22 protein-coding genes are annotated in these 22,727 nt (G+C 60.9%); 18 read left to right on the forward strand and 4 right to left on the reverse strand.

What is annotated here, in order from left to right:
* Positions 1-37 precede the first annotated feature (37 nt).
* Both ACZ9IU_RS25005 and ACZ9IU_RS25010 read left to right on the forward strand, forming a co-directional pair.
* The gene (locus tag ACZ9IU_RS25005) at positions 38-493 is read left to right on the forward strand and encodes a MarR family winged helix-turn-helix transcriptional regulator (RefSeq protein WP_040125399.1); all 456 of its coding nucleotides are present in this window, start codon (positions 38-40) and stop codon (positions 491-493) included.
* 26 nt (positions 494-519) lie between these two features.
* Complete coding sequence (locus tag ACZ9IU_RS25010) at positions 520-963, forward strand: MarR family winged helix-turn-helix transcriptional regulator (protein ID WP_040125877.1); 444 nt, start codon at positions 520-522, stop codon at positions 961-963.
* 68 nt (positions 964-1,031) lie between these two features.
* Here the strand turns inward: ACZ9IU_RS25010 and ACZ9IU_RS25015 are convergent, their stop codons facing one another.
* Positions 1,032-2,048 (reverse strand): LacI family DNA-binding transcriptional regulator, encoded by a 1,017-nt coding sequence (locus ACZ9IU_RS25015; RefSeq protein ID WP_040125397.1) that lies wholly within the window; start codon positions 2,046-2,048, stop codon positions 1,032-1,034.
* 144 nt (positions 2,049-2,192) lie between these two features.
* Here ACZ9IU_RS25015 and ACZ9IU_RS25020 point away from each other — a divergent pair, with 144 nt between their 5' ends.
* From ACZ9IU_RS25020 to ACZ9IU_RS25055, 8 genes are all read left to right on the forward strand, one after another.
* Entirely contained in the window at positions 2,193-3,227 is a 1,035-nt protein-coding gene (locus ACZ9IU_RS25020) for a Gfo/Idh/MocA family protein (protein ID WP_040125395.1), read from the forward strand.
* 11 nt (positions 3,228-3,238) lie between these two features.
* Positions 3,239-4,144: a sugar phosphate isomerase/epimerase family protein gene (locus ACZ9IU_RS25025; RefSeq protein WP_040125394.1), complete on the forward strand. Its 906-nt coding sequence runs from the start codon at positions 3,239-3,241 to the stop codon at positions 4,142-4,144.
* 78 nt (positions 4,145-4,222) lie between these two features.
* Positions 4,223-5,455: an ABC transporter substrate-binding protein gene (locus ACZ9IU_RS25030; RefSeq protein ID WP_040125392.1), complete on the forward strand. Its 1,233-nt coding sequence runs from the start codon at positions 4,223-4,225 to the stop codon at positions 5,453-5,455.
* A 73-nt stretch (positions 5,456-5,528) separates the two neighbouring features.
* The gene (locus tag ACZ9IU_RS25035) at positions 5,529-6,431 is read left to right on the forward strand and encodes a carbohydrate ABC transporter permease (protein WP_040125390.1); all 903 of its coding nucleotides are present in this window, start codon (positions 5,529-5,531) and stop codon (positions 6,429-6,431) included.
* A complete protein-coding gene (locus ACZ9IU_RS25040; RefSeq protein WP_040125388.1) occupies positions 6,428-7,255 on the forward strand; it encodes a carbohydrate ABC transporter permease in 828 nt (275 codons plus the stop codon). Before ACZ9IU_RS25035 ends, ACZ9IU_RS25040 begins: the two co-directional genes overlap by 4 nt.
* The gene (locus tag ACZ9IU_RS25045; protein ID WP_040125386.1) at positions 7,252-8,322 is read left to right on the forward strand and encodes an ABC transporter ATP-binding protein; all 1,071 of its coding nucleotides are present in this window, start codon (positions 7,252-7,254) and stop codon (positions 8,320-8,322) included. The genes ACZ9IU_RS25040 and ACZ9IU_RS25045 overlap by 4 nt, the downstream gene beginning before the upstream one ends.
* A gap of 410 nt (positions 8,323-8,732) precedes the next feature.
* Entirely contained in the window at positions 8,733-8,981 is a 249-nt protein-coding gene (locus tag ACZ9IU_RS25050) for a type II toxin-antitoxin system VapB family antitoxin (protein ID WP_040125382.1), read from the forward strand.
* Positions 8,978-9,391, forward strand: coding sequence for a type II toxin-antitoxin system VapC family toxin (locus tag ACZ9IU_RS25055; RefSeq protein WP_040125380.1), 414 nt, complete (start codon positions 8,978-8,980; stop codon positions 9,389-9,391). Before ACZ9IU_RS25050 ends, ACZ9IU_RS25055 begins: the two co-directional genes overlap by 4 nt.
* A 181-nt stretch (positions 9,392-9,572) precedes the next feature.
* On the opposite strand, the gene ACZ9IU_RS25060 is transcribed toward ACZ9IU_RS25055, so the two are convergent.
* Complete coding sequence (locus ACZ9IU_RS25060; RefSeq protein ID WP_040125876.1) at positions 9,573-10,331, reverse strand: IclR family transcriptional regulator; 759 nt, start codon at positions 10,329-10,331, stop codon at positions 9,573-9,575.
* Between the two features lie 111 nt (positions 10,332-10,442).
* Here ACZ9IU_RS25060 and ACZ9IU_RS25065 point away from each other — a divergent pair, with 111 nt between their 5' ends.
* The 6 genes from ACZ9IU_RS25065 to ACZ9IU_RS25090 are packed head-to-tail and all read left to right on the forward strand — an operon-like array spanning position 10,443 to position 16,540.
* Positions 10,443-11,378 (forward strand): polysaccharide deacetylase family protein, encoded by a 936-nt coding sequence (locus tag ACZ9IU_RS25065; protein WP_040125875.1) that lies wholly within the window; start codon positions 10,443-10,445, stop codon positions 11,376-11,378.
* A 42-nt stretch (positions 11,379-11,420) separates the two neighbouring features.
* Complete coding sequence (locus ACZ9IU_RS25070) at positions 11,421-12,914, forward strand: ABC transporter substrate-binding protein (protein WP_040125378.1); 1,494 nt, start codon at positions 11,421-11,423, stop codon at positions 12,912-12,914.
* Between the two features lie 18 nt (positions 12,915-12,932).
* Positions 12,933-13,853, forward strand: coding sequence for an ABC transporter permease (locus tag ACZ9IU_RS25075; RefSeq protein ID WP_040125377.1), 921 nt, complete (start codon positions 12,933-12,935; stop codon positions 13,851-13,853).
* A gap of 10 nt (positions 13,854-13,863) precedes the next feature.
* Positions 13,864-14,727, forward strand: a complete 864-nt coding sequence (locus tag ACZ9IU_RS25080; RefSeq protein ID WP_040125375.1) for an ABC transporter permease — start codon at positions 13,864-13,866, stop codon at positions 14,725-14,727.
* Between the two features lie 28 nt (positions 14,728-14,755).
* Positions 14,756-15,538, forward strand: a complete 783-nt coding sequence (locus ACZ9IU_RS25085; RefSeq protein WP_040125373.1) for an SDR family NAD(P)-dependent oxidoreductase — start codon at positions 14,756-14,758, stop codon at positions 15,536-15,538.
* Between the two features lie 9 nt (positions 15,539-15,547).
* A complete protein-coding gene (locus ACZ9IU_RS25090) occupies positions 15,548-16,540 on the forward strand; it encodes an ABC transporter ATP-binding protein (RefSeq protein WP_040125371.1) in 993 nt (330 codons plus the stop codon).
* A gap of 8 nt (positions 16,541-16,548) precedes the next feature.
* Here the strand turns inward: ACZ9IU_RS25090 and ACZ9IU_RS25095 are convergent, their stop codons facing one another.
* Positions 16,549-17,727: an IS110 family RNA-guided transposase gene (locus tag ACZ9IU_RS25095; RefSeq protein ID WP_051900592.1), complete on the reverse strand. Its 1,179-nt coding sequence runs from the start codon at positions 17,725-17,727 to the stop codon at positions 16,549-16,551.
* Between the two features lie 224 nt (positions 17,728-17,951).
* On the opposite strand from ACZ9IU_RS25095, the gene ACZ9IU_RS25100 reads away from it, so the two are divergent.
* Complete coding sequence (locus ACZ9IU_RS25100; RefSeq protein WP_040125367.1) at positions 17,952-18,929, forward strand: ABC transporter ATP-binding protein; 978 nt, start codon at positions 17,952-17,954, stop codon at positions 18,927-18,929.
* A gap of 26 nt (positions 18,930-18,955) precedes the next feature.
* A complete protein-coding gene (locus ACZ9IU_RS25105; protein WP_040125365.1) occupies positions 18,956-21,310 on the forward strand; it encodes a penicillin acylase family protein in 2,355 nt (784 codons plus the stop codon).
* A gap of 268 nt (positions 21,311-21,578) precedes the next feature.
* Here the strand turns inward: ACZ9IU_RS25105 and ACZ9IU_RS25110 are convergent, their stop codons facing one another.
* The gene (locus ACZ9IU_RS25110) at positions 21,579-22,610 is read right to left on the reverse strand and encodes a LacI family DNA-binding transcriptional regulator (RefSeq protein ID WP_040125874.1); all 1,032 of its coding nucleotides are present in this window, start codon (positions 22,608-22,610) and stop codon (positions 21,579-21,581) included.
* Positions 22,611-22,727: the final 117 nt, after the last annotated feature.

Consider the following 22,727-nt stretch of genomic DNA (forward strand, 5'->3'; position numbering starts at 1 on the left):
GATACGATGTAAATCAAGCCGTAAATCCGGGAGCAGCATGGCCGTGAAACATCAGGAACGTCTCACTGCGGGAGACTACGAAGCACTCGCCGACTTGCGTTATAGCATCCGCCGGTTCCGCCAGTTCAGCGCGAAAGAGGCGGACAAGCTTGGTCTTAAGCCGCAGCAGCATCAGGCGCTGCTGGCGATTAAGGGCTTGCCGAGCGGCAGACAGATGACCGCGCGGATGCTGGCCGAGCGTCTTTTCATGACAGGTAGACTGGTGGATGACCTTATTCAGCAACTGATCGACGAAGGTTATGTCGAGGCAGGGCCGTCAACAGTGGGGCGCGCCAAACACGTCATTCGTCTCACGCCCAAGGCGGAGGATGCCCTTGACCGACTGGCAAGTGCCCATCTATTCGAGATCCGGAAGATGGCGCCGGAATTGATGCAGGCGCTTCGGGTCCTGCAGGACCGCCAGAAGATGCAGCGCATGACATGGATGCTTTGATTACTGCTGACGAAAACGGAGAGCAGATGAAGAAGCTCAGTAGGCTCAGGCAGGTAGACTACGAAACGCTCGCCGACCTTCGTTATGCGCTTCGGCAGTTCATGGATTTCAGTGCATCCGCCGCACAGGTAGAAGGATTGCCGCCCCAGCAGCACCAGGCGCTTCTGGCGATAAAAGGCAATCGCAACGGCAAGCCGATGACGGTCGGAATGCTCGCCGAACGGCTCATCATCGCCCCTCATACCGCGACGGAACTGATCAACCGGCTTGTGGATGGGGGGCTCGCAGCGCGACAAGTGGATCAGGAAGACCGACGGCGCCAGACCGTTCGGCTAACGGACAAGGCCGAGGAACTGCTAGGCCGCCTAAGCGAAGCGCATATCGTGGAAATCCGCGAGATGACACCGAAGCTGGTGGCGCTGCTCTCTCAACTCGAAAAGATGCCATTGGCATCTGCCGACGACGAGTAGGCAGAAATTGGCCTGAACGCACTTGGTGTTCGGTAATGGCGGGAGACAGCGGCTCAGACTGAGGCCGTTCAGCCGCTTGTGCCCTCGATCAACGTCATAGGCCAGATCACGCGGGATGTCTGTCCAACGTAATGGGACTGATAGTCGGGTATGACTGACAGCAGATGCTCGGCCAGGCTGATCCCCAGATCACGAAGAGACAACGTAAAGCAGGTCAAGGCCGGAGAGAGGTACTGAGCCTGGGGACTGTAGCGACCGATGATCGCAATGTCCTTGCCCGGCTTAACGCCAGCGTCCTCGAACCCCTTGTAGAGCCCTGTAACCAGGATCTCATTGACCAGTACGATCGCCGACGGGCGTGGAGATCTGGAGGCGATCTCATGGGCTACTGCATAGCCCCCCGCTTCGCTCGGTTTTGCCCGGAAGATATGATCCTCGTTAAGGGTAAGCCCATGTTCTGCCAGCACCTCGCGGCATCGCTCGGCGAACACGTAACCCAGGTTGAGATCGCCATGGGGCCAGATGATCCCGATATCTCTGTGGCCCGCCTTGACCAGCCGCTCGATCGCGACCTCCGCCATTCCTTCGAAGTCCAGATCGATCCAGGGTTGGCCGACATCGGTCAGGCTGCGGCCAAGCGAAATGAACGGAATGTTGTGCCGGTGCAGCAGCTCGAACCGCGCATCGTTGCGCCGAGTGGCCGAGAGGATGATGGCATCGGCAAAGCCGCGCGCCACGGTGCGTTGCAGATAGGCATAGGGATCTTCGTTGGAAGAGCAGAGCAGGGCGACGAGATCGAGCTTGTGGCGGCTAAGCACGGTCTGCACCCCGTCGAAAACGCTCATGAAGAAGGCGTCTCCCTGGCTGTTGATTTCCGGCCCGGTCTGCATCATGAAACCCACGACGCCGGTCGAGCCCTTGCGCAGAGAGCGGCCCGACTGGTTAGGGACATAACCCAGCTTCTCCGCCGCCTCGAGCACGCGCCTGCGGGTTTCCGCATTGACATCCGCCTTTCCATTGAGAGCGCGGGACACGGTGCCAATGGAAATATCCAGATAATCGGCAAGTTGGCGGATGCCTGTCACAGGGAGCCTCTTGAGGGTTCGGTATAAGACCGTAATCGTTTTCGGAAGCAGTATTGACAAAAAAATCGATGCGTTCATAGTACCGTAAACGTTTACGGATGCACAGGAGGTGTCGTGCCGTAAACATTGCATGGGAGGAAATTGGTGACATACAAGGTCGTTTTGTGTGGCTGCGGAGCAATGGCCAAAGGATGGCTGCGCGCACTTCAGTCCACGCCGGCGCTGAAGCAGGCGCTGACCGTCGTGGGTCTGGTCGATCTCGACCTCTCGGTTGCGCAGGCGCTGGCCGTCGAATTTTCGCTTCAGCCGGTCTCTATCGGATCCGATCTCGCCGCGGTGCTGAGCGAAACCGGAGCGGACATTGTATTTGACGTCGTCATTCCCCCCGCCCGCCATTCTGTCGTCAAGGCAGCACTTTCCCGCGGATGCCATGTGTTGAGCGAAAAACCCATGGCGACCTCGATGGAAGAGGCGGAAGACCTGATCCGCGCCGCAGAGGCTGCCGGGCGCATTCATTCCATCGTGCAGAACCGGCGGTTTATTTCGGGTGTGCGACGCATGCGGCGGTTTGTCGAAAGCGGCGCGATTGGCGCGATCACCGCGATCCATTGCGATTTCTTCATTGCCCCGCATTTCGGCGGCTTCCGGGAGCAGATGGACAATGTCCTGCTTCTGGACATGGCGATCCACACTTTCGATGCGGCCCGTTTCGTCTCCGGCAAGACGCCGCTTTCCGTCTACTGCCTGGAAACAAATCCACCCGGCTCCTGGTATGCCCATGGCGCCAGCGCCAATGCGGTGTTTCAGCTCACCGACGACGTGGTTTTCACCTATCGCGGCTCCTGGTGTGCGGAAGGCCAGCGCACGAGTTGGGAAAGCGAATGGCGCATCGTCGGCTCGAATGGAATGCTGACTTGGGACGGAGAAGACACCTTCCGCGCCTCCGTTGCGGGAAGCGAGAGCGGACTGCTGCGCGGCGCGACGCCGATCGAGGTTCTGCCGCCCGCCCGTGAGGAGGAAACCCACGGCCATGCCAGCGTCATCGCCGATTTCCTCTCAGCCATCGAAACCGGCGGCGTGCCGGAAACAGTGGGGCGGGACAACATCAAGAGCCTTGCCATGGTGTTTGGTGCGATCGAAAGCGCCAGATCCCGACAAACCATCGACCTTGCAGCATAAGGGCCAGCACTATGACCGGACAGCGAAACCATTCCATCCGCATCGGCACCATGATCAGCGCCACCAAGGGCCAGGCGGCCGAGCGGATTTCCCAGATCGCCGATATGGGCTTTGAAAGTTTCCAGCCCTTTTTCTGGCAGACCACCAACGGCCAGGACATCGCCGAGCTTGGCAAACGTTGCCGCGAGGCGATCGGCGAGCGGGACATTACCATTTCGACCGTCGGCATGTTCGGCAATCCCCTGGAAGAAACGGAACTCGATCTCCAGACGCTCCAGGGCTGGAAGGACTGCATCGACAATGCCCATCACTTCGGCGCCACCTGCGTTGCCGGCTTCACCGGGCGCATCCGCAATAGGCCGCTGACGGAAAGCCTGCCGCGTTACCGGCAAATCTGGAGCGAGCTTGCCCGCCGCGCGGCCGACAAGGGCATCCGCATCGCCTTTGAAAATTGCGCCATGGACGGCAACTGGGCAACCGGCGACTGGAATATCGCCCATAATCCGGATGCCTGGGAACTGATTTTCAACGAGACGCCGGACGAGCATATCGGGCTTGAATGGGAACCTTGCCACCAGATGGTCTATCTCATCGAGCCCTTACCGCAGATCCGCAAATGGGCGCAGCGGATTTTCCACGTCCACGGCAAGGATGCCACCATCCGCTGGGACGTGATCCGCGAGCACGGCATCTTCGGAAAACATCCCTTCGTTTTCATGCGCACGCCAGGTTTCGGCGACAGCAACTGGACCGACATTATTTCGGAACTTCGGCTGGCCGGCTGGTCGGGCTCCATCGACATCGAGGGATGGCATGATCCCGTCTATCGGGATGCGCTGGAAATGACAGGGCAGATCCACGCCCTGAACCATCTGAAACAGGCAAGGGGCGGCACATTCGTCGTCGATCCGGTCTGATGCGCAGGCCGGCTGGCCATAGAAGGAGCTCTGCGCCAGCCGGATGAGAATTGAGGATAACCAAGAAGGAGGAGAACCATGGGTATCCGCAGGACTATGATTTCCATTGCATTGGCTCTAGCCAGTGTCTCACTTGCCGGCATAAGCGCCAGAGCGGAGGACGTGAAACTCGTCCTCTGGTCGCTGGACCGCGATATCCAGCCCGCGCCAAGCCTCATCAAGGAATTCAACGCGCAGAATAACGGCATCCAGATCGAATATCGCCAGCTTCAGTTCGACGACGTGGTGAGCGAGGCGATGCGCGCCTATTCCACGGGCAAGGCACCCGACATCATTGCCATCGACAATCCCAACCATGCGATGTTCGCCTCCCGCAAGGCCTTTCTGGATCTCACCGACATGATCCAGCAATCCAAGGTCATCAAGCCGGAGAACTATTTTCCCGGCCCGCTGAAATCGGTGATGTGGGACAACAAATATTACGGGGTGCCGAAGGCGACCAACACGATTGCGCTTTATTACAACAAGGATCTGTTCAAGGCCGTGGGCCTCGATCCCGAAAAGCCGCCGCAGACCTGGACAGACCTGGTGGCGACGGCGAAAAAGCTCACCAATCCTTCAAAGAACATCTACGGCATCACCTTTTCCGCCAAGGCCAACGAGGAGGGCACTTTCCAGTTCCTGCCCTGGGCGCAGATGGGCGGCGCCACCTATAAATCGATCAACAGCGAAGGTGCCGTCAACGCGCTTACCATCTGGAAGCAGATGCTGGATGAAAAGCTGGCCTCGCCGGATACGCTCACCCGAAGCCAATGGGATTCGACCGCCACCTTCAATGCCGGAAATGCGGCCATGGCGATTTCCGGTCCATGGGAAATCGACCGGATGTTGAGCGATGCCAAATTCCAATGGGGCACCGCTCTTCTGCCGGTGCCGGGCGAGGGCGCTCAGCGTTCATCCGCCATGGGTGATTTCAACTGGGCGATCTTTTCGAGCACCAAACATCCGAAAGAGGCCTTCAAGGCATTGGAATTCTTCGCTTCCAAGGATGCCACCATGTACAAGAATTTCGGCCAGCTTCCGGCCCGGTCCGACCTTCCTGTTCCGCCCACGGGCAATGCCCTGAAGGATTCAGCGCTCAAGACCTTCGTGGAACAGCTGAAATATGCGCAACCCCGTGGCCCTTCGCCGGAATGGCCGAAAATCTCGAAAGCCATCCAGGACGCGATACAGGCGGCCCTGACAGGCCAGATGGCGCCGAAGGCCGCGCTCGATCAGGCGGCTGCGAAGATCAAGTCGATCGACGGCTGAGACAGCCACCCTCCCGCGACGACGGCCCGGCACCCATCCGCCGGGCCGTCCTGCAGGCTCCAGCGAGGTTTCGATGAAAAGAGTGTTTTCCAGCGTAACGGATGGCCGTGGTTTCGACCTTGTTCTGGTCGGGGTGCCCTTCACGTTCCTCCTGGCACTGGCAGGGCTTCCGCTGCTCTACAACATCCTGATGAGCTTTCAGGAAGTGGACATGTTCAGCCTGGCCAGCGTCATCCGGCCTTTTGTCGGCTTCAAAAACTATGTCGACCTGTTCACCGAGCCTGAAACCATATCCATCCTCAAGAACACGGTCATCTTCGTGGTGGGGTCGATCGCCGGGCAGTTTCTGGTCGGCTTCTCATTGGCCCTGTTCTTCTGGATCAATTTTCCCGGAGCATCCTGGCTGCGCGGCCTCTTTCTGGTTTCCTGGGTCATGCCCGGTCTCGTCGTCGGCGCCATCTGGAACTGGATCCTGTCCGGGGATTTCGGCGTGCTCAATTTTCTGTTGCAGCAAATCGGCCTCGTCGGCGGCAATATCTTTTGGAGGTCCGATCCGAATTTCTCGCTCTGGGCAGTTATTCTGGCCAATATCTGGCTCGGCACTTCTTTCAACATGATCCTGCTCGCCACCGGTCTTGCCGCCATTCCTGCAGATCTCTACGAGGCGGCGGAAATGGATGGCGCCAATGCCTGGCAGCGCTTCTGGACCATCACCCTGCCGATGATGCGCTCCACCATCGGCGCGATCATCGCGCTCGGGCTGATCTTCACCCTGCAGCAATTCGACCTGTTTGCCGCGATTACCGATGGCGGACCGAACAATTCCTCCAATGTCGCGCAATACTGGGCCTGGGATCTTTCCTTCCGGCAGTACGACTTCGGCAAGGGCGCCACCATTTCCGTCATCATGACCGTCTTCGTGATGTTTGCCGCAACCGTTTATGTCCGTTCCACACGCCATGAGGTGCGCGGATGAGTGAAATCGCACGAAACCGGCTGTTGCTGGCCCTGTCGGTCGTCATGGCGGCTATTTATCTCTTCCCGCTCTACTGGATGTATCTGACGGCGCTGAAAAGCGGCTCGGAAATGTTCGCCACACCGCCGACATTCTGGCCCTCCTCTGCCCAATGGCAGACCTTCACCTATGTCTGGGAAAGCCGGAACATGGGCCGCTACCTGTGGAACTCAACGGTCATTGCCTTCGGTGCGGTGGCCCTGATCGCGTTTCTGGGCACCGGCTGTGCCTATGTGCTGGCGCGCTACCGCAATGTCTGGGTGGATATCGGGCTTTTCCTCATCCTGATGTTTCAGGTTCTGCCGGCCTCGCTGATGATAACGCCGATCTTCGTGGGTTTTTCGCAAGTGGGCCTGCTCGAATATCCGCGCTTTGCCGTTATCCTGGCTATTACCGCCAAAAGCATGCCCTTTTTCGTTGTGCTCGTGCGTGCAACCTTCATGGCCGTGCCGATGGAGCTGGAGGAGGCGGCGCTGGTCGATGGCAATTCCCGCATCGGCGCCTTCTTCAACATCGTTCTGCCACTGGCGCGCAACGGCATCCTGGTCAGTGCCATCCTCATCTTCATGCAGGCCTTCGGCGAATTCGTCTATTCCAAGTCGATAATCCAGGACATCCAGCTGCAGCCGGCCAGCGTCGGGCTCAATTCCTTCATGGGGCCGAACACCAGCGAGTGGAACAACATCATGGCCTACGCCACCATGTATGTGACGCCCATCCTCGCCATCTTCGTTCTGTTGCAGCGCCGTATCGTGTCCGGGCTCACATCGGGAGCATTGAAATGACCCACCAAATCGAACTCTCGGCCGTCAACAAATATTACGGCGCCTATCATGCCCTGAAGGATATCGATCTTTCCATTCGCAAGGGCTCGTTCGTCGCGCTGGTCGGCCCGTCCGGCTGCGGCAAGTCCACGCTGCTGCGCTCGCTGGCGGGGCTCGAGACCATATCGAGCGGCGATCTCGTCATCGCCGGAAAACGCATGAACGGGGTGCCGCCCCGAAAGCGCGATCTTGCCATGGTGTTCCAGTCCTATGCGCTCTACCCGCATATGACGGTCGAACAAAACCTGACCTACAGCCTGAAGATCAACGGCGTCAGGAAGGCAGAGAGGCAAAAGGCGGCGGCCGACGTGGCGGCCATCACCGGATTGTCGAACCTGCTCCACCGGTATCCCCGGGAACTGTCTGGGGGGCAACGTCAGCGCGTCGCGATGAGCCGAGCCATCATCCGCAATCCGCAAGCCTTCCTTTTCGACGAACCGCTCTCGAACCTCGACGCAGCCCTGCGTGTTCACATGCGCAAGGAGATCAGGGCGCTCCACGATCGCCTCGGCGCGACCTCGGTCTATGTAACCCATGACCAGGTCGAGGCCATGACGATGGCGGATCATGTCGTCGTCATGCGCAATGGCATTATCGAGCAACAGGGCAAGCCGCTCGATTTATACGACCGCCCGGCCAATCGCTTCGTCGCCGGCTTCATCGGATCGCCGGCGATGAACTTCATTCCGGCGCGATCGACGCCTGACGGAAGAGCCCTGGTTCTCGATCTTGCCGAGCCGCAAACCGTCGATCTCGGTTGTCCGCTTCCAGCTGGACGTGCCCTGATCGTCGGCATCCGCCCGGAGCATCTCACTCTCGCCGCGGCCGATGCCGTCGGCTTCAAGGTGGATGTCGCGACAGTTGAAACGACCGGCGCGGCAACGTTCATTACCACCGCCACCACGCCTGAGATTGTCATCGCCTTGAACGGCAGGAGCGTAGTGGCGGCGGGCGAAACCGTTCGGCTGACATTTGCTGCAAGCAACGTCCATCTGTTCGACGCCGCGACCGAACAGAGCCTCAAATGATCGTGCCGGCTCGCTATCGGGTGCGTCGATTGCCGCTGGGTACCGACTGCCGGTTCATGGGATGTGTAGCCAAGTATTGAAGGCTGACTGAGCTGAGCGCAAATGAGAACGCATCCATCGCCCTGCCCACTTCGATCAGGAGAGCTCGGCATCTTGTTCTTGCCCCGATAAAGCCTCGAACTCCTCATGCAGGATCTCCGGAACCCTGCTGAGCTCTCGCTGCGCGGAGGTATAATCGGGCGCCAGTGGCGGAAAATTCCCAGAGGCGGTCCGGATTCGAGCAAGTTCAATCGCGCACACCGCTGATTGCTCCTTCCACGAAGGCAAGGTGTCTCGTGGATGGCACGCCGGCATCTGCCATCTTGATGGCAGCACGCGATGAGCTTATATTTCCCGCAAAGGAGACTGTAATGGCCGCACCACAACTCTCTGTTCGAAGCTCCAAGGCAAGGGATCTGGCTCATCGGCTCGCGCGCCGTGAGAATCGTTCGATTGCCGAAGTGGTCGAACGCGCGCTTGAAGCCTACGAGATACGCGAGGCGGGTCGCGAACCGGCGGCGACCTTTTACCCGCGGGTCAACGCGCAAGCTGCCACCGATATTGACCTGGATACCCTCATCCGTGAAAGCCGTAGTCCTCACCAAGGCATCGAGCTTTGATATTTCTCGATACCAACGTTGTCTCGGAGACCTTGCGGAAGGATCCTCACCAAGCCGTCATGGCCTGGCTGGTTCGGTTCGACGCGGAATTGGCATTGCCCACTGTGACAATTGCCGAGATTGCTTTCGGCATTCAAAAGATTAGGCCGGACCAGCGGGCCGAGCGTTTGGAACAAGGGCTGGCGGAATGGCGTCGTCGGTTTGCCGATCGGATGTTTGGTCTCACAGAAGAAGCGGCGCTCGCTTATGGTGAGATCATGGGGCAGGCGGCTCGTCGGGGGCACGCAATGTCAGCACCCGACGCAATGATCGCTGCAATAGCTCGTGTTAACGGAGGGCGCTTGGCCACGCGCAATCTTAAGGACTTTGAAACGACAGGTCTCGTACTCCTCAACCCTTGGGATTTTTAACCCGTTCGAGCGGGTGAGCCTTCATAATCAACCTTGCCGCGCGGGTCATTTGATCACCGCCAGATAAAGTGGCAACTTCGAAGGCCGGCTTCGTTTGTTCCAAAATGCTCGGACGAAAGAGTGTAGCTTTCCAAATGATGCAGGATTTCAGCGCTTTCCATCATCCCCGGTGGAATAAACGTCAGCGGCGATAACCGAGCGCCCGGCTGATATCGTCCGCCGCACTGCGCACCATCAGCAGAAAGCCTTCGCGTCGCTCATTGTAGCGCACGGTCGGAACGCCGAGATTAAGCGCTGCGGCGACCGCGCCGGTGCCGTCAAAGATCGGCGCGGCAATGCCGGTCGAGCCGGTGACGAATTCCTGGTCGTTCAGTGCGTAGCCATCCCGGCGGATCTTCACGAGCATCTCGCGGATGCGCTCGATATCGGTCACCGTATAGCGGGTATAGGAGAGGAGCTGGACGCGGGAGAGATAGTGCTCCAGCGCCTCCTTCGGCGTGAAGGCGAGCAGCACGCGGCCGGTCGCGGTGCAATAGGCGGCGATTGCTGCGTCAAGATTGACGTCATAGCGAACCCGATGCCGGCTGACGCATTTCGCCAGCCGGCGGATATCGCAATGAGCGTTCATCGTCGCGAGCAGGATGGTCTCGCCGGATTCGTCGCGCAGTTTTTCCATGAACGGTTTTGCCACCACGACCAACGGCTCTTCATGGCGTCTGAACGGAAAGCCGTGCCGGCTCGCCTCGACGAGCATATAGCGGCCGGCATCGTCCTGGACCACATGACCACGGGCAGCCAGCGTCTGGACAAGGCCGTGGGCGCTGCTCTTCGGGAAAGAAAGATCGCGCACGATCTGGGCCAGTGGCACCGCTTCCCGGCGGGACGCCATATATTCCAGGAGATCGAGAATCCGGCCGGCACTTTTGATTTCAGAGTTCATATATGTGAACAAGACCCCCATTGATGGTTATCGGATCGGCTCATAACAATTCTGCCTAGAAAGCAGCCACTCACGGTTTCGAGTGTCGCGCTGATAAGGATGAACGATCTCATGAATGCGCCGAATAAGCAAAACGATGCCTCCGAACCCTGGACCTGGCCGGATAGTGTCTGGCAGCAAAAGGTTCAGAAGGTACGTGCCGGGCGCAGCCTGAGACCGGCGAAATGGAAAAACGGCGCGCGCATGGCAGTGGCATTGTCTTTCGATTCCGATCACGAGACGATGGAACTGCGCCATGGCGGAGCCTCCTTCGGCACAATGAGCCGCGGCCAGTACGGCGCCCGCGCCGGCATGCCGCGCATCCTTCGCCTGCTGGAAAAATATTCGGTGCCGGCCTCCTTCTTCATGCCGGCCGTCTCGGCGATGATCAATGCGGACGAGGTGAAGACCGTGGTTTCGGCCGGCCATGAACTCGGCATCCACAGCTGGATCCACGAGTTCAATTCCCGGCTCGACGAGGTGACCGAACGCGATCTGGCGCTCCGTGCCTCGGACACGCTCGAACGCCTGTCCGGCATCCGCCCGGTCGGCATGCGCACCGCATCCTGGGATTTCAGCCCCTATACGCTGAAGATCGCCCGCGAGATGGGATTGCTCTACGATTCCTCGCTGATGGCCGACGAGGAGCCCTACGAGCTTCTGGAGGACGGCGAGCCGACCGGTGTGGTCGAAATTCCGGTCGAATGGATCCGCGACGACGCGCCTTATGTGGCGATGGACCGGATGACCGGAGCGCGACCCTATGGCGGCCCTGCCATGGTCCTCGATATCTTCGCCCGCGAACTCGAAGTCGCCTGGGAAGAGAGCGGGTTGTTCCAGCTCACCATGCACCCGCATCACGTCGGACACCGTTCACGCATCTTCATTCTGGAAGAGATCATTCGGCTCGCCAAGTCGAAGGGCGACGTCTGGTTCTGCACCCATGCAGAACTGGCGCGCTACTGTGCCGACGAGGCCGGGCTAAAGACCGCAGAGAAGGCGGCGTAAGCAGTTCTTGAATACAGCAGCAACAACAATGAGGGTAAGGGAATGTCTGCCAAATTCGCATCCATAGCCGCCATGCTACTGGCGCTCACCGCGTCGACTGCACTTGCGCAAACCAAGGATACGCTGACCATCGACCTGCCGAACGATGCGGCAACGCTCGATCCGCATCTGCAGTGGAACACCGACAGCTACTCGATCTACCGCAATATCTTCGACAACCTTCTGACGCGCGACGTGAAGGGCGAGATCGTGCCGCAGATCGCCAAGTCGTGGAAATATCTCGACGACAAGACGATCGAATTCCAGATCCGCGACGACGTGACCTTCCAGGACGGTACGAAACTCACTGCCGAGGACGTCGCCTTCTCGATCAACCGCATCATCGATCCAAAGCTGAAGAGCCCGCAGCTTTCGCAGTTCGACCAGATCGCCAAGGCCGAGGCGGTGAGCCCGACCGTGGTCAAGATGACGACCAAGTCACCTTATCCCGCGCTGCTCGCCCAGCTGGTCAAACTGTCGATTGTGCCCAAGGCCTATGTCGAGAAGGTCGGCGACCAGGAATTCAACCTGAAGCCGCTCGGTTCCGGCCCCTACAAGATGGCAAAGTGGCAGAAGGGCGTTCAGACCGAACTCGAAGCCTATGGCAGCTACTGGCGCGCCAAGCCGCCGTTCCAGAAGGTGGTCTTTCGCACGGTGCCCGACGTCTCCACTCGCATCGCCGACCTGAAGACCGGCAAGGCTGACCTCATCCGCGACGTGCCGCCGGATCAGGCCGAAAGCATCAAGAACGACAGCAATTCGCAGGTCCTCTCGGTTCCGACCGAGCGCATCGGCTACCTGTTCATCAATGCCCAGGGCGGCGTTACCAAGGACGTTCGCGTCCGCCAGGCGATCGCCTATGCGATCGACCGTCAGGCGCTCGTCGAAGCCCTGCTCGAAGGCTACGGCAAACCGGTGGAAGTGCTCGGTGCCGAACCGGTCTTCGGTTACACCGACAAGGTCAAGGGATACGAATACAATCTCGACAAGGCGAAGGAACTGGTGAAGGCCGCCGGTGCCGAAGGTGCGACAGTCGAATTCCTAACCTCGCCTGCCTATAGCCGCGCCACCGTCGAAGCCATTCAGCAGATGGTCAACGAGGCCGGCCTCAAGGTGGAGATCTCCTCCAGCGACCAGGCGACCTTCCTGAAGCGCCGCCAGGGCGATCCGGCCAATGCCGGCGGCCTTGCCTTCGGCGCCTGGTCCTGCGCCTGCCAGGACGTCGACGGGGTGATCTTCCCGCTGTTCCGCACCGGCAGCATCTGGGCCAAGTACTCGAACCCGAAGTTCGATGAAGCTGTCGACAAGGCGCGCGTCATCCTCGACCAGAAGGAGCGTCTAAAGCTCTACGAACAGGCCTACCAGGTCCTGAAGGACGACGTTCCGGGCATGGGCCTCTATCAGGCCTATGCACTCTATGGAGCCGCCAAGAAGCTGAAGTGGCAGCCGACCGCCAACGAAGCCATGTTCGTCATGGACATGAGCTGGCAGCAGTAAAAGACAGGTAACAAGATCATGTTGAGATACGCCGTCGAGCGTTTGATACAGGCGATCATTGCGATCTTCGGCGTTCTCACCATCGTCTTCGTCGTCATGCATCTCTCGGGCGACCCCACCCTGTTGCTGGTGCCGCAGGACGCATCGGCCGAGATGATCGCCCAACTGCGCAGTCAGCTCGGTTTCGACCGGCCGATCTGGGTGCAATATCTCGAATATCTGGGCGGTCTTGCCCATTTCGATTTCGGCATTTCCGTCGTCCAGCGGGTGCCGGCATTCGATATCGTCGTTTCGCGTGTGCCCTATACGGCGATGCTTGCCGCCGGCGCGCTGGTGGTGGCGATCGGCATGGGCATTCCGGCCGGCATCATCATGGCGACCAGACGCGGCGGCTGGCTCGAACGGCTTCTGACGGCGATCGTGGTCACCGGCCAGAGCGTGCCGACCTTCCTGTCGGGCATCGTGCTGATCTTCCTCTTCGGCGTGACGCTGCGCTGGCTGCCCACCTCCGGTTCCGGCGACTTCGCCTCGCTGATCATGCCCTCCATCGCTCTCGGGGCGATCTCGATGTCGACCTTTGCCCGCATGACCCGGATTTCGATCATCGACGAGCTCGGCAAGGACTATGTGCGGGCAGGGCGTGCCCGGGGCCTGTCGCTCGGCTCCGTGGTGTTCCGCCACGTGCTGCGCAATGCCGCGATCCCGGTGATCACCATCGCCGCGCTCGAGATCGGCAACCTGCTCGCCGGTGCGGTCATCGTCGAGACGGTGTTCGCCTGGCCAGGCATCGGCCAACTCGCCATCCAATCCATCCAGTCGCGCGACTTCCTGGTCGTCCAGGTGATCGTGCTTTTGATTTCCTTCGTTTATGTGCTGACCAGCGTGATTGCGGATTTCGTCTACGCGCTCGTCGATCCGCGCATCCGCCTGGTCCGATAAGGAGAAGGCTTTGAGCATCGCCGTCCTCGCCCTCCGCCAACGCCTTCGCCGGGTCCCTGTCTCGGTCGTCATCGTATCGATCATTTTCCTGGTGATCGTGCTTCTGGCGGTCTTCGCACCCTGGGTAGCGCCAGCCGACCCCAACCGGCAGAACCTGCTCGGCCGCCTGAAGCCGCCGGGCTTCGAGATGCGCGGTATCACCTACTGGCTCGGCACCGACGATCTCGGCCGCGATCTGCTGTCGCGTACGCTCTACGGCGCCGGCGTCTCGCTCTCGGTCGCCGTGCTGTCCGTGGTCGTCTCGTCGCTGGTCGGCGTCACTCTCGGCATGATTGCCGGCTGGTTCCGTGGCAAGATCGAGATCCTCATCATGCGCCTCGTCGACATCATGATGTCGATCCCGGCGATCCTGCTGGCGGTGCTGACCGTCGCGGTGCTCGGCCCCGGTTTTCTGAAGCTGGTGCTGGTGCTCGGCCTGACACGCTGGCCACGTTATACCCGCGTCGCCTATGCCCAGACGCTGCAGGTGGCGAACCTGCCGTTCATCAAGGCTTCGGAACTTGCGGGAGCCGGGGCGGCGCGCATTCTTATCCATCACATCCTCCCGAATATCGCAGGCCCGGTGCTGATCGTCGTCACCGCAGAATTCGGCCTGATGATCCTGATGGAAGCCGGCCTTTCCTTCCTCGGCCTCGGCATCCAGCCGCCGGCCTCGAGCTGGGGCTCGATTATGAGCGTCGGCCGTCAATATATCGAGCGGGCCTGGTGGATCGTCGCCTTTCCGGGCGCCTGTCTCTTCCTGCTCGTCTTTTCCGTCAACGTGCTTGGCGACTGGTTGCGCGACCAGCTCGACCCACGTTCCCGCAGCCGTTGAGTCTTTTGGCGCTTTGAGGTTTTAAGTCATGGAATTCGAAAACAAGACCATCGTCATCACCGGCGCCGCCGGCATTTTCGGCCGCTGGATCGCCGCCTATTTCGCCCGGGAGGGCGCACGCCTTTGCCTGAGCGACGTCCGCATGGATGGCCTTGAAAAGGCGGTCTCCGAGCTTGGGCTCGACCGCTCCAAAGTGCTGCTGCATGCGACCGAGCTGACCAGCGACGCCTCGATGCTCGAACTCGTCGATCTCGTGAAGCGCGAATGGAAGGCGCCGGACATTCTCGTCAACAACGCCGGCATCTATACCCGTTTCAGCCTGCTGGAGATGGAATTCTCCGACTGGGACCGCGTCTTCGGCGTCAACCTGCGGGCGCCCTTCGTGCTGTCGCGCGAATTCGCCAAGCTGATGATCGCGGAAGGCAAGGCCGGCTCGATCGTCAACATCTCCTCGGGTGCCGCACGCAAAATGAACCAGAATTCCGTCCCCTATTGCACGTCGAAGACGGCGATTGAACGGCTTTCCAAGGGTTTTGCTCTGGAGCTTGCCGAATACGGCATTCGCGTCAACGTCGTCGAGCCAGGCTTTGCGCCGGGCAGCGAAGTGAGCGAGCTTTCCGACGAATACGTCACCAACATGCTGAAGAACATTCCGCTCGGCCGCGCCAGCGGTCCCGAGGATGCGCCGGGCGCGATCGCCTATCTCTGCTCCGACAAGGCCGCCTTCATCACCGGCGCCGTGATCAGCGTCGATGGCGGCAATTCGATCGGCAATTACAAGCGCCCCGAACGGGCGAAGACGGCAGGCTGAGGAGAGATCATGGACGCCGCCAACCCGCTGCTTTCCGTCGACAGGCTGACCATCGATATCGGTGGCGCCAACGTCGTCGACGACATCTCCTTCACCGTCGCGCCCGGGAAGGTCATGGCGTTGGTGGGGGAGTCGGGCTGCGGCAAGTCGCTGACCTCCTATGCCATGCTCGGGCTGCTGCCGCCGGCCGCCAGACGCACAGCCGGCCGGATCATGTTTGAAAACACCGATCTCGCCGCCCTGTCCGAGCGGCAATTCCGCAAGGCACGCGGCAAGGACATCTCGATCATCTTTCAGGAGCCGAGCGCCTCGCTCGACCCGCTGACCACGGTCGGCTCGCAGATTGCCGAGGCCTATCGGGTCCACCATGGCGTCTCGAAGGCAGAGGCCTACGGGAAGGCGCGGCAGATGCTGGTCGATGTCGGCATTCCCGACCCGACCCGCCGGCTGGATCAATATCCGTTCGAACTCTCCGGCGGCATGTGCCAGCGCATCATGATCTCGATTGCGCTGATCTGCGGCCCGCGCGTGCTGGTCGCCGACGAACCGACGACCGCGCTCGACGTGACCATCCAGGCGCAGATCCTCGACCTGATGAAGAAGCTGGTCGCTGATCGCGGCACGGCGATCGTGCTGATCACCCATGATATGGGCGTGGTCGCCGACATCGCCGACGACGTGGCGGTCATGTATGCCGGCCGCATCGCTGAAATCGCGCCGGTGCACGATCTCTTCCGGCAGCCGAAGCATCCGTACACAGCCCTGCTGCTTGCCAGCGTTCCCAAGCTTGATGATGCGCCGAAGGCGGATTTGGCGACGATCGAGGGGACGGTGCCGACGCCGAACGAATTCGGCGTCGGTTGCCGTTTCGTCGAACGCTGTCCGCTGGCGACCGACAAATGTCGCACCGAACAGCCGCCGCTTTTCGATTGCGGCGGCGGCCATCGTTCCGCCTGCTGGCATATCGACCGCATGGCGGAAATCCACGAGGTGGCTGCGTAATGCGGAAGTCAAGCAGCATTTTTGAGCGGGTCGAAAGTTTGTCGGCGCTGGATCATGGTCCAGAGTACGGTCACCCGCCTGCGTGCGAGGGCGATGAGGGCTTGAGTGTGATGTTTCCCCTCGCGGCGTTTGCGGTCGTAGAAGGCCTTGGACAGAGGGTCTTTGGTACAGACGGCGCAGAACGCTCCCTGGAAGAAGACCCGTTTGAGAGCTTTGTCTCCACCGATGGTTCTTCGCCAGCCAGCCTTTTTCCCCGACTGTCGGATCACCGGCGCAAGGCCAGCCGCAGCAGCCAGCGCATCGGCCGAGGGAAAGCGCCTGATGTCGCCGATGCACGCGATGAACTCCGCCACGAGCACCGCCCCCATCCCCGGCAGGGACTGGATGAGGGCGCTATCAGGGTGGGTAGCGAGAAGCGCGGCGAGGTCGTGATCGATACGGGCGATCTTTGCCTTGCTTTCCAAGGCCTCGATGGCCAGCTCGCGGACCAGTTCGGCGATTGCCGTTTCGCCCGTCACGGCCAGGGATTGGGCGTGTGCGGCGGCAAGCGCCTGATCTGCCAGCCGCTCGACGGCGCGCAGGTGAGGCGTCTTGGCCAGATACGCCACGATCCGGCGTTTACCGGCCTGTCTGATCTCTGCCGGGGTGACGTAACGGGTCAGCAGGGTGAGTGGCCCTTTGCAGGTCACGTCGAGCTCACGTTCCAGCCCTGGATGAACGCCGCAGAGCAGGGCACGCAGCCGCGCCAGGCGCCGGGTCTGTTCCTCGGTCAAATCGCGTCTCCGGCCCACCTTCAGACGGATCGCCGTAACCGTCGCGTCATCCGGCAGGATCGGGCGCAGGTCACGGGTGCGAACAAGATCGGCAATCGTGCGGGCATCGCGTGGATCGGATTTCCGCTCTCCGCCGGCAAAGCCTTGTCCAGCACGGTTGACCGCGATGCCCGGCGCATGGACGAGACTGAACCCTTCGGTCAGCAAAGAGGCTTCGAGGAAACTGGCGAAAGAACCGACAATATCGAGACCGATGACGGGGTCACCCCCGAGTGCGCGAAGATCGACGATGAAGGACGCGATCTGATCCGGGCGGTTGTCTACCGCCCGGTCAAGCATGACCCGTCCCGCGTCATCGACGGCGCACGCCCAGTGCACCACCTTGGCAACGTCAATTCCTACAGAAACGCGCATGATGCCTCCCTCTCGTTGCGGCTTTACCGCTCGCCCCGTCTCGCCTGCATCGCCTTACATAGCCATCAACGGCAGCGCGTAATCAGCGGTCGATCAAGGGCGGTGATGCGGGCGGCCCAGCCACCTGAACCATCAACGGCAGCAAGCATGACAACCATACCCGCATCACCTGCGCCCAAACAGCTTCTCATCCACATGGGCGCCTTGCAAAGAGGTAAGGCGGCATGAGCGATCATAAGAACGTTCTCGAAATCCGCGACGTCGCGGTGCATTTTGGCGGCCGAGGTGGCCTGCTCGGCAAGTCCGGCCCGGTGGTCAAGGCCGTCAATGGCGTCGACCTCGATATCGCCCGCGGCGAGACCGTGGCGCTGGTCGGCGAATCCGGCTGCGGCAAGTCGACGCTTTCCAACACCATCGTCGGCCTGCAAGCGCCGATCTCCGGCAGCGTCCGCATCAGTGGTGACGAAGTGGTCGGCGCCAATCGCCGCCAGCTCAATGATATCCGCCGCAAGGTGCAGATGATTTTTCAGGATCCGGCGCTGTCTCTCGATCCGCGCTCGACCGTCGGGGCCACGATCGGCGAACCGCTGATTGTCCGCGGCGTCGCCAGGGGGAGGGCACTGAAGGAACGGGTCGCGACGCTGCTGCAGCAGGTGGGCTTGCGGCCCGAACATGCGGACCGCTATCCGCACCAGTTCTCCGGCGGCCAGCGCCAACGCGTGGTGATCGCCCGCGCACTTGCCCTCGAGCCGGATCTCCTGATCTGCGACGAGCCGGTTTCGGCGCTCGACGTCTCGGTACGGGCCCAGATCCTCAACTTGCTGGTGGCGCTGCAGAAGCGCACCGGCGTTTCCTATCTCTTCGTCAGCCATGACCTCGGCGTGGTGCGGCATATCTGCGACCGGGTCGTCGTCATGTATCTCGGCCGCTTCGTGGAAATGGCCGACCGTGATACCTTTTTCGCCAATCCGAAACATCCCTATACCAAGGCGCTGATGTCGGCCGTGCCGGAGGCCGATCCGGAGGTGCAGCGCGCCAAGCAGCGCTTTATCCTCAGCGGCGAACTGCCAAGTCCTTCAAACATCCCGTCCGGCTGCGCATTCCATACGCGCTGCCCGCTGGCGACCGAAATCTGCTTGAAAGAACGGCCGGAACTGACGCCGCGTGCCGATGGCGCGCGCGTCGCTTGTCACCACGCCTAAGAAGCCATCGCGCATGAGAGACTGACATGACTGACGCCAAGGCACACGAAACCCTCCGGCTGGCTGGCCTCGATGTCCAGGCAGAAATCCGCATCGACCGCTGGGGCGTCCCGCATATCAAGGCGGCAAGCGACAAGGACCTGTTCTTCGTCCAGGGTTTCAACGCCGCCCGCGACCGGCTCTGGCAGCTTGACCTGTGGCGCAAGCGCGGCCTCGGTCTTCTCGCCGCCGACTTCGGGCCCGGATACCTGGCGCAGGACCACGCCGCCCGGCATTTCCTCTATCGCGGCGACATGGCGCCGGAGTGGACCTCCTATGCGCCGGATACGCAAGCGATCTGCACCGCCTTTGTCGCCGGCATCAATGCCTATGTCGCGCTTTGCGAAGCGGAGCCGGCCCGGTTGCCGCCAGAATTCGCCATCTTCGGCACCAGGCCGTCACGCTGGCAGGCGGCCGATGTGGTGCGGATCCGCAGCCATGCGCTGACCCGCAACGGCATTTCCGAAATCCTGCGCGCCAATATCATGGCGCTTGCGGATGCGGAGACCGACCTGCTGCGCTTCGAGCTCGATCCGCCGGTCTCGCCGAAGCCGGAGGAGGGGATTTCGCTCGCCGATATTCCGCTTTCCGCGACCCGCCTCTTCAAGCTCGCCACGGTGGCCGTCACTTTTGACAAGGCCCGGCTTGCGGCAGGGCTGGACGACGTCTGGAAATGGACTGAGGTCACCGATCTCGGCGATATCGTCCAGGCGATCGCGGAGGAGGGATCCAACAACTGGGCTGTCCACGGTTCGCGCACCGAAAGCGGCCGGCCGATCCTCGCAAGTGATCCGCACCGAGCGCACGCAGTGCCGTCGCTGCGTTATCTCGTTCACCTCCAAGCGCCGGGCCTCAATGCCATCGGCACCGGCGAGCCGACCGCGCCCGGCATCTCGCTCGGCCATAACGACCGCACCGCCTTCGGCCTCACCATCTTCGGCGCCGACCAGGAAGACGTCTATGTCTACGCGACCAAGGACGGCGATCCGGAACAATATCGTTACGCCGACGGCTGGGAGAAGATCACCCGCATCGAGGAGAGTTTCGCGGTCAAGGGCCATCCCGACCAGACGATGACGCTGTCTTTCACCCGCCACGGCCCGATCCTCCACGAAAACCGGAAGATCCGTCAGGTCATCGCCATCCGCTCCGTCTGGCTGTCGCCCGGTTCGGCCGCCTATCTCGGCAGCCTGTCTTATATGCGCAGCGGTTCGGTGCAGGCGTTTTCGCAGACGCTCGGGTCCTGGGGTACGCCCTCGGTCAACCATGTCAGCGCCGATGTGGACGGGAATATCGGCTGGTTCACCGCCGGTTTCACACCGGTGCGCCGCAACTGGGAAGGGTTGCTGCCCGCGCCGGGCCATGGCAGCCACGAATGGGACGGCTTCCTGCCCGCCGGCGAACTGCCGCGCGCTTATAATCCGGCCGATGGTTTCGTCGCTTCGGCCAACGAGATGAACCTGCCGGCCGGCCGCGATCCAAACGCTCCATCGATCGGCCACGAATGGGCGGAAGTGAGCCGCGCCCAGCGCATCAAATCGGTCCTGCGGTCCGATCCCAAGCATACGCTGAAGGCCTCAATGGCGCTGCAGACCGACGTCTATTCCCGCCCGGCCGCAACCATCTGCGCCGTGCTTCAACAAGTTGCCAGCCGTCAACCGCTGGATGACCGGCAGGAACATGCCATAAAGCTTTTCAACGGCTGGGATTATCGTCTCGAAGCGGGGAGTGCGGCAGCAGCGCTGTTCGAAGTCTGGTGGATGAAGCACCTGCGACCCGCACTGCTGGCAAGGTTCGCACCGAACCCGACCGTCCGCCAGTTGCTGCTGCCCGGCGATGTCGACCGCATGCTGGTACTTCTCAGCGAACCCGGCGCGCTCTGGGACGCCGCCGACCGCGACACGATGTTGCTTTCGACACTTTCCGCCGGCTTTGCCGATTGCGAAATCCGGCTTGGTCCTAATCCGTCGGCCTGGCGCTGGGGCGACCTGCACCGCGCGCTCTTCGAACACGCGACCAGCCGCATCAAGACCGAAGAGGACCCCGACTGGAACGTCGGCCCGCTGTCCGTCGGCGGCAGCCGTTCGACGCCCATGCATGCCGGCTACCGGATGGGTGATTTTGGCGTCAATGCGGGCGCGTCCGTCCGACTTGTCATGGATGTCGGCGACTGGGACAATAGCGTCTGCATCAACACACCCGGTCAGTCCGGTGATCCCCGTTCGCCGCATTACGGCGACCTTGCCCACGCCTGGTCGAAAGGTGAATACGTGCCGCTCCTCTATAGCGACGCCCGCATCGAGCCGGAAACCACCCACCGCATCACACTTCTGCCGGCTTAAGTCGGCGGGAGGGAGCTGGGGAGCTTCCCGGTTAGTGAGGCTTGTACAGCTCACCGCGATCAAGCCTGGATCGCCCGTCCTAATGTATAAAGACGATGCGATCGTAGATTTCGGTGGCGTCGTTTGGCAGTTAATTTGAGCCATCGCTGCCTCCTAAAAGCAGCCTTGAATCAGACCCCAACTGATTTGAGAAGGCACTTTGTCAACATGGCCTCGGCAATTTGGGTGAAGGCGCTCATATGTGAGCAGATCGCTGGTTCAGCTCCCATCAAGACCTGGGCTTGGCAGACGATTTTCGGGGTATGAGGGTCGGAGCCGAAATACGGATTCGCTCGTCAGCTGAAATGGTGCCGCTTGTGAGCAGGTCCAAAGCGTTTGAGGCAATCTGCTCGAAGGGCACCCGCAGTGTCGTGAGCGGCGTCGGAAGATGATTGACGATCGGGATGTCGTTGTATCCGACGACTGAAACATCGTTGGGTACGGATATCCCGAGGCGTGACAGGCCGGAAAGAGCACCGATTGCGGTGTTGTCGTTCACGGCAAAGATCGCCGTCGGGCGATCTTTGAGGCGCATGAGCTGCAGGGCCGCATCCGCTCCGGCGTCGATCCCGAAGGTCGACGGCACAATGCAATCCGGGCGGAGCGAGATGGCGGCCTCTTGCAGTGCCTGCCTGTAGCCTTCGACGCGCCCGCGCGAGCTGGAGGCATATGAAGGACCGGCGATCACTCCGATACGACGATGACCGAGATCCAGGAGGTGGCGCGTCGCCAGATATCCGCCCAGCCTGTCGTCGCCCACCGAAGAAAGGCTCCGTCCATCGGTACGCAACGCCAGGACAAAAGGTACCCCCCGGGCCGCGAGCTCGTCAGGAAAATCGTCATCCTCGCGGGCAGTCGAAAGGATCAAGCCGTCGACGCCTCGTTTCAGAAGAGACTCCGCAGCAAGTCTGTCGGCCTTGGGCTTGTCATCCGTCGTTGCGACAATCGCAAAGCGCCCACTTTTGCTGCATGCTTTTGCCAGGGCTTCATAAAGCATTGCCATGACGGTATCGGTCAGCCGGGGCACGATCACGCCGACCGTCATCGTGTTGCCGCGTCGGAGGCTCGCTGCGGAGACGTCTCGGACATAACCCATGTCTTCGGCGATTTTCCGGACGCGGCGCGAAGTTTCGTTGTCGGATCGGGGAAGTCGTTCATCGAGGATGCGCGATACCGTCGATTTCGAAACGCCAGCTGCCGACGCGACATCAAGGATGGTCACCCGTGTCTGGCGGCTCGCTTCTTCGGGCTTTGAATCCATTTCGGTTTTTTCCATCTGCGGCGTTCTCGCGGTCAACGCGCCAACCATGCAACAAAAAAAATGTTGACTCCAGCAAAATCGGAAACGATAGTGGGAACGTTCCCATTAACGATCCCA

The sequence above is a fragment of the Mesorhizobium sp. USDA 4132 genome (assembly GCF_056279545.1).

Bases quoted from the DNA above. Each gene is read 5' to 3' on its own strand.
- ACZ9IU_RS25005 (WP_040125399.1), top strand. From the start codon at position 38: ATGGCCGTGAAACATCAGGAACGTCTCACTGCGGGAGACTACGAAGCA.
- ACZ9IU_RS25010 (WP_040125877.1), top strand. From the start codon at position 520: ATGAAGAAGCTCAGTAGGCTCAGGCAGGTAGACTACGAAACGCTCGCC.
- ACZ9IU_RS25025 (WP_040125394.1), top strand. From the start codon at position 3,239: ATGACCGGACAGCGAAACCATTCCATCCGCATCGGCACCATGATCAGC.
- ACZ9IU_RS25030 (WP_040125392.1), top strand. From the start codon at position 4,223: ATGGGTATCCGCAGGACTATGATTTCCATTGCATTGGCTCTAGCCAGT.
- ACZ9IU_RS25035 (WP_040125390.1), top strand. From the start codon at position 5,529: ATGAAAAGAGTGTTTTCCAGCGTAACGGATGGCCGTGGTTTCGACCTT.
- ACZ9IU_RS25040 (WP_040125388.1), top strand. From the start codon at position 6,428: ATGAGTGAAATCGCACGAAACCGGCTGTTGCTGGCCCTGTCGGTCGTC.
- ACZ9IU_RS25045 (WP_040125386.1), top strand. From the start codon at position 7,252: ATGACCCACCAAATCGAACTCTCGGCCGTCAACAAATATTACGGCGCC.
- ACZ9IU_RS25050 (WP_040125382.1), top strand. From the start codon at position 8,733: ATGGCCGCACCACAACTCTCTGTTCGAAGCTCCAAGGCAAGGGATCTG.
- ACZ9IU_RS25060 (WP_040125876.1), bottom strand. From the start codon at position 10,331: ATGAACTCTGAAATCAAAAGTGCCGGCCGGATTCTCGATCTCCTGGAA.
- ACZ9IU_RS25065 (WP_040125875.1), top strand. From the start codon at position 10,443: ATGAATGCGCCGAATAAGCAAAACGATGCCTCCGAACCCTGGACCTGG.
- ACZ9IU_RS25070 (WP_040125378.1), top strand. From the start codon at position 11,421: ATGTCTGCCAAATTCGCATCCATAGCCGCCATGCTACTGGCGCTCACC.
- ACZ9IU_RS25075 (WP_040125377.1), top strand. From the start codon at position 12,933: ATGTTGAGATACGCCGTCGAGCGTTTGATACAGGCGATCATTGCGATC.
- ACZ9IU_RS25085 (WP_040125373.1), top strand. From the start codon at position 14,756: ATGGAATTCGAAAACAAGACCATCGTCATCACCGGCGCCGCCGGCATT.
- ACZ9IU_RS25090 (WP_040125371.1), top strand. From the start codon at position 15,548: ATGGACGCCGCCAACCCGCTGCTTTCCGTCGACAGGCTGACCATCGAT.
- ACZ9IU_RS25095 (WP_051900592.1), bottom strand. From the start codon at position 17,727: ATGCGCGTTTCTGTAGGAATTGACGTTGCCAAGGTGGTGCACTGGGCG.
- ACZ9IU_RS25100 (WP_040125367.1), top strand. From the start codon at position 17,952: ATGAGCGATCATAAGAACGTTCTCGAAATCCGCGACGTCGCGGTGCAT.
- ACZ9IU_RS25105 (WP_040125365.1), top strand. From the start codon at position 18,956: ATGACTGACGCCAAGGCACACGAAACCCTCCGGCTGGCTGGCCTCGAT.
- ACZ9IU_RS25110 (WP_040125874.1), bottom strand. From the start codon at position 22,610: ATGGATTCAAAGCCCGAAGAAGCGAGCCGCCAGACACGGGTGACCATC.